Here is a 2,672-nt window from a genome sequence, read left to right on the forward strand (position 1 = left end):
CCTGTGCGCGACCATCACTGGCAATGCAACGGAGACGAGGGAGCACAGGACATTCGCACCACTAGGCAACGAATAGCCGGTTTTCCTCTAGGATCGGAGCTTGCCGGGGCAGGCACTATGGCGTTCCACGCAGCAGCAATACCAGGCAGTATGATGGTTGTATGCCACTCTGTCCTGGTGCGGAGAGGGGGGCGCATCACAGGTATCGGCGGCACCCCTCACGGTTGAGTCGCGACCGCATGCACCTTCAAAACGGCAGGCGAGCATTTTCCTTGACCAACTTCATGACGAAGAAGGTCCGCGTCTGCCTCACACCCGGAAGGGCGATCAGCTTCTGCCCATGCAGCTTGTTGAAGTCCTCCATGTCACGGACGCGGATCTTCAGCAGGTAGTCAAAGTCGCCCGCCACCAGATTGCAGTCAAGAACATCCTTCATGCCAAGCACGGCTCCTTCGAACGCCGCGAAACTCTCGGGCGTAGACCGGTCGAGCACGACGCCGACCATCACAAGCGTGCCTAGTCCTACCATGGAAGGGGCGACTTCCGCCCGAACGCCCGTGATGAAGCCGTCATCGAACAGACGCTGCGTCCGCCTGTGACAGGTTGCGGCACTGACGCTCACCCGCGCCGCGAGCTCGGCGTTGGTCAGCCGCCCGTCGGCCTGAAGGGCGCGCAGGATCTTGATGTCAACGCGATCAAGAGCGGAATTGGAAGTTTCTTCCATGTTAGAACCACAACTAGCAAGCGGAATGTCAGTATAGCCGGTTCCATTACTCCTAGTCGATAGCGAAAGATGGAAATCAGATAGCACCTTTCATCCAGAACTCCTTACTCTCTCTCCATCAAGCGGTGATAGAGACAGACCTGGTCCTGACCCGCCAAACTGGTCCATTTGGAGGACAACTTTTTCGGGCAATTTGATCCTTGAGGAGGGTCAGTGCCATGAAGAAGACGCGCTACACGGAGGAGCAGATCGCCTTTGCTCTGCGCCAAGCGGAGAGCGGCACGCCGGTGGCCGAGGTGATCCGCAAGATGGGCATCACCGAACGGCGGGCATGCTCCGCGACGGATTTCCAGCGCTCCTCGCAGCGCTACCGCAAGCGGTCGGATCCGCAGGTTGAGCTGCGCATGCGGCTCAAGGAGTTGGCAGCAGCCCGAGGGCGTTACGGCTACCGCCGGCTGCACATTCTGCTGCGGCNGGATCCGCAGGTTGAGCTGCGCATGCGGCTCAAGGAGTTGGCAGCAGCCCGAGGGCGTTACGGCTACCGCCGGCTGCACATTCTGCTGCGGCGGGAGGGCTGGCCGGTGAACCACAAACGCACTTACCGCCTCTACCGCGAGGAGGGGCTGTCGATCCGGCCCAAGGCACCCAAGCGTAGGCGCGCCTGGCGCTACCGACAGGGTCGGCCGGAGGTGGGCGGCCCCAACGAGGTGTGGGTGATGGACTTCATGGCCGACCAGCTTTTCGACGGGCGGCCGTTCCGGATCCTGACGGTAGTGGACTGCCATACGCGCGAGTCACTGGCGATAGTCCCGCGAGTGAGTTTCCGTGCCTACCAGGTCGTCGAGGCCCTTGATGAGATCGCCAGAAGCCGCGGTCGGCCCAAGAGCCTGCGGGTGGACAATGGCCCGGAATTTGCCGGTCGAGCGCTCGACCAGTGGGCGTACCTGAACCGGGTCGAGATCGACTTCTCCCGGCCAGGAACGCCCACGGACAACGCGTACATTGAGGCGTTCAACAGCCGCCTAAGAGCGGAATGCCTGAATGCGTCATGGTTCCTGTCCATGGCCGATGCCAGGGAGCGGATTGAAGACTGGAGGAGAGATTACAATGAGACCAGACCGCATACAGCGCTCGGTGGCTTGACCCCGAGCGCCTTCGCCCAACAAACTTACCAAGCCCGGAAGGTTGCATCGCCCGTGGATCACATATGGGGGCAGGTTCAACGCATTACGCCGGCGGAGTAACAGCAGAAGAGACGCCAGTGGATTTATGCTGGCGTCTCCCATCAATACCCGGACCAAGACCTCTTACGCAGGAACTGTCGCAAACCCATCAGTAACTCAGTTCGGTCTATGCCTTCCGGCAATCTCCGGAGATTTATTATGTTCAAGGGCAGGCATTTTGATCGATCCGTGATCCTACTCTGCGTCCGCTGGTATTTGGCTTACAATCTCAGCCTCCGGAACTTGGAGGAGATGATGACCGAGCGCGGCATCTCAGTGGACCACGCTACTATCCATCGCTGGACCGTTCATTATGCGCCGCTTCTACTTGAGCAGCTCAATCGGCGCAAACGTCCCGTGAGCCGGAAATGGCATATAGACGAGACTTATATCAAGGTCCGCGGGCGGTGGATGTATCTCTACCGGCCCATCGACAACAACGGCGACATGGTCGAACTCTGGTTCAGTGAGCGGCGCAATCTGGCTGCCGCCAAATGGTTCCTGCGCAAAGCTCTTAAGCGGCATGGCCGACCCGAGCGGATCGTCGTCGACGGAAGTCAGACCAATCGGGAGGCGATCCTGTCCTGTGATACTGCAGACCGGCTTCAGGACAGATCGCGACCTGACCTGAAACCCATTCGCATCCGGCAGAGCGCCTATCTGAACAACCGGGTCGAGCATAGCCTGCCCCATGAGGGTGATCCGGGTGTGATGTTAATTCAGGG

Annotated in this window: 3 protein-coding genes; 2 read left to right on the forward strand and 1 reads right to left on the reverse strand. The window is 59.8% G+C overall.

What is annotated here, in order from left to right:
* Positions 1–247: 247 nt before the first annotated feature.
* Entirely contained in the window at positions 248–724 is a 477-nt protein-coding gene (locus tag LG661_RS24370) for an Lrp/AsnC family transcriptional regulator (protein WP_230534586.1), read from the reverse strand.
* A gap of 218 nt (positions 725–942) precedes the next feature.
* Here LG661_RS24370 and LG661_RS24375 point away from each other — a divergent pair, with 218 nt between their 5' ends.
* Positions 943–1,968 carry an IS3 family transposase gene (locus LG661_RS24375; protein WP_230534587.1) on the forward strand — a complete coding sequence of 342 codons (1,026 nt, stop codon included), beginning with the start codon at positions 943–945 and terminating at the stop codon, positions 1,966–1,968.
* Positions 1,969–2,106: 138 nt separating this feature from the next.
* Positions 2,107–2,672, forward strand: a 566-nt coding sequence (locus tag LG661_RS24380; RefSeq protein WP_230534588.1) for an IS6 family transposase, incomplete at its 3' end; no start/stop codon positions are given.

Source organism: Microvirga roseola, assembly GCF_020866965.1.
Classification (GTDB): domain Bacteria; phylum Pseudomonadota; class Alphaproteobacteria; order Rhizobiales; family Beijerinckiaceae; genus Microvirga; species Microvirga roseola.

What these genes read in the sequence shown, in the direction of transcription:
- LG661_RS24370 (WP_230534586.1), bottom strand. Translation starts at nt 724, where the DNA reads ATGGAAGAAACTTCCAATTCCGCTCTTGATCGCGTTGACATCAAGATC.